The 3,490-nt window shown below is 73.0% G+C and carries 1 protein-coding gene; it reads right to left on the reverse strand.

Annotated features, from left to right (window positions below; genetic code table 11):
• The coding region (locus tag ACFV0G_RS37320) for a beta-ketoacyl synthase N-terminal-like domain-containing protein (protein ID WP_380557641.1) at positions 1–3,490 on the reverse strand (3,490 nt) is incomplete at both ends.

A 3,490-nucleotide genomic window follows, 5' to 3' on the forward strand; every position in this document is an offset into this window, starting at 1 on the left:
GCCAGTCGACCTTCAGCCCGCGGACGTGCGCCTCGGCGAACGAGGCGAACAACCGCTCCGGACCCCCCTCACCACGACGCAGCGTCCCGAAGGCCGCCGCACTCCGACCGGCCGCCTCCGCAGCGTCCTGCACCGCCATCGCGAGCACCGGGTGGGCGCTGACCTCGACGAACGTGCCGAAGCCGTCCGCGAGAAGGGTGTCCACCGCCTCGGCGAAACGGACGGTGGTGCGCAGGTTGGTGTACCAGTACTCGGCGTCCATGCCGGAGCCGTCGACCAGCTCGCCGGTCACCGTCGAGAGGACGGGGACCGTGCCGGCCCGAGGGCTCACCGGGGCCAACAGGTCGAGGAGTTCCGTGCGGATCGACTCGACCTGGGCGGAGTGCGAGGCGTAGTCGACCGGGATGCGGCGGGCCCGGATGCCGTCGGCCTCGCAGGAGGCCAGCAGCTCCTCCAGGGCTCCCGGCTCACCGGAGACCACGACCGCGGACGGGCCGTTCACCGCCGCCACCGAGACCCGGTCCCCGTCACCGAGGCGCTCACGCACCTGCTCCACCGGCAGGGCAACCGACACCATGCCGCCCAGGCCCGCCAGCCCGCCCGCGATCGCCCGACTGCGCAGGGCGACCACGCGTGCGCCGTCCTCCAGCGTCAGCGCACCCGCCACCACCGCGGCCGCGATCTCGCCCTGCGAATGACCGACCACCACGCCCGGCTGCACACCGGCCGCCCGCCACACCTCGGCGAGCGAGACCATCACCGCCCACAGCACCGGCTGCACGATGTCGACCCGGTCCATCCAGGCGTCGCCGTCGACGCCCCGGACGACGTCGAGCAGCGACCAGCCGTCCGCGAACGGCGCCAACGCCGCCCCGCACTCCGCCATCCGACCGGCGAACACCGGCGAGGAGTCCAGCAGCTCCAGAGCCATACCGGCCCACTGCGAACCCTGCCCCGGGAAGACGAACGCCACTCGGCCCGCCGAGCCGCTGACACCCCGCACCGCACCCGGCAGGTCCGCCGCCAACGCCTCCAGCCCCGCCACGGCACCGGCACGGTCGCCCGCCACCACCACCGCCCGGTGCTCGAACGCCGCCCGCGACGCCACCAGCGAGTGGGCGACGTCCGTCAGGGACACCTCCGGCCGCTCCGCGAGGAGAGTCAGCAGCCGCTCGGCCTGACCGCGCAGCGCGGACGTGCTCTGCGCCGACAGGAGCACGGGCACGACCGGGGTCTCGTCGTCGGTGGTCGAAGGCTCGATCGCCTCCGGCGCGTACTCGAGGATGGTGTGGGCGTTGGTGCCGCTGATGCCGAAGGAGGACACCGCCGCACGACGCGGACGGCCGGTCTCCGGCCAGGCCCGCCGCTCGGTCAGCAGCTCCACCGCACCCGCCGACCAGTCGATCTTCGCGGACGGCTCACTCACGTGCAGCGTCTGCGGCAGCACACCGTGCCGCATCGCCATCACCATCTTGATGATCCCGCCCACGCCCGCCGCAGCCTGCGTGTGGCCGATGTTCGACTTCAGCGAACCCAGCCACAACGGCTGCTCGGCCGACCGCTCACGCCCGTAGGTGTTCAGCAGCGCCTGCGCCTCGATCGGATCACCCAGCGTCGTACCCGTACCGTGCGCCTCCACCGCATCGACCTGATCCGACGCCAGACCGGCATTCGCCAGCGCCTGACGAATCACCCGCTGCTGCGACGGACCGTTCGGAGCCGTCAGGCCGTTCGACGCACCGTCCTGGTTGATCGCCGAACCACGGACCACGGCAAGGACGGGGTGGCCGTTGCGCTCGGCGTCGGAGAGACGCTCCACGAGCAGCATGCCGACGCCTTCGCCCCAACCGGTGCCGTCCGCCTCCGCCGAGAACGCCTTGCACCGCCCGTCGGCGGAAAGGGCCCGCTGACGGCTGAAGTCCACGAACACCTCGGGGGTGGACATGATCGCCACACCGCCGGCCAGCGCCATGGTGCACTCGCCGTTCCGCAGCGCCTGGATCGCCCAGTGCAGGGCCACCAGCGAGGACGAGCAGGCCGTGTCGACGGTGACGGCCGGACCCTCCAGGCCGAATGTGTAGGCGACCCGACCGGAGGCGATGCTGCCCGAGTTGCCGGTGCCGAGGTAGCCCTCGACGCCGTCCGGGAGTTCACCCAGGTTGTTGGCGTAGTCGTGGTACATGACGCCGGCGAAGACGCCGGTCCGGCTGCCGCGCAGCGTCGCGGGATCGATGCCGGCCCGCTCCACGGCCTCCCAGGACGTCTCCAGCAGCAGCCGCTGCTGCGGGTCCATCGCCAGCGCCTCGCGCGGCGAGATCCCGAAGAACGCCGGGTCGAACAGGCCCGCGTCGTGCAGGAAGCCGCCCTCCCGCGCATACGAAGTGCCCTGGTGGTCAGGGTCCGGGTGGTACAGGTTCTCCAGGTCCCAACCGCGGCCTGCCGGGAAGCCGGAGACTGCGTCCCGGCCCTCCGACACCAGACGCCACAGGTCCTCGGGCGATTCGACGCCACCCGGGTAGCGGCAGGCCATGCCGACGATCGCGATCGGCTCGTCGTCCACCGCCGTCGTCCGGACCGCCACAGCGGCCCCCGGCGCCTCGCCCACCAATTCGGCGAGCAGGAAGGCGGCCAGGGCACCCGGAGTCGGGTGGTCGAAGACCAGGGTGGCGGGCAGGCGAAGGCCGGTCGAACCGTTGAGCTCGTTGCGCAGCTCGACGGCGGTCAGCGAGTCGAAGCCCAGCTCCTTGAACGCCCGGTTGACGTCCACCGCACCCGCGTCGCCGTAGCCGAGCACAGCGGCGACCCGGGCGCGGACCAGCTCCAGCACGATCTCCGCCCGCTTGTCGGCCGGCACGGCGAGGAGGCGCTGGGCGAGGGACGAACCGGCCGTGCGGCCCGCCGGACCGTTCTCGGCAGCGCGGCGGATGGGCGTACGCACCAGGCCGCGCAGCAGCGGCGGCAGGGTGCCGGCCGTCGCCTCGGCGCGCAGAGCAGCCAGGTCGAGCCGGATCGGGACGACGAGTGAGTCGCCGGTGCTCAGGGCCGCGTCGAAGAGCGCCAGGCCCTCGTCGGCGAGCAGTCCCTGCACACCGCCGCGGCTCATGCGGCGGACGTCGACATCGGCGAGGCTGCCGACCATGCCGCCCTCCGCCCAGGCACCCCAGGCGAGGGAGGTGGCGGGCAGGCCGGCTGCCCGGCGGCGGGCGGCGAGGGCGTCGAGGAAGACGTTCGCGGCCGCGTAGTTGCCCTGGCCGAGTCCGCCGAACGTGCCGGCGGCCGAGGAGAAGAGCACGAATGCGGTCAGCGGGTGATCGACGGTCAACTCGTGCAGGGCGAGGGCAGCATCGACCTTCGGGCGGAGGACGGTGTCGAGCCGCTCGGGGGTGAGCGCGGTGACGATGCCGTCGTCCAGGACGCCGGCCGTGTGGACGACACCGGAGAGCTCGTGATCGGCGAGCAGCGCGGCCAGCGCGTCCCGATCCGCCACGTC

This window comes from Kitasatospora sp. NPDC059571, assembly GCF_042735675.1.
GTDB lineage: Bacteria > Actinomycetota > Actinomycetes > Streptomycetales > Streptomycetaceae > Kitasatospora.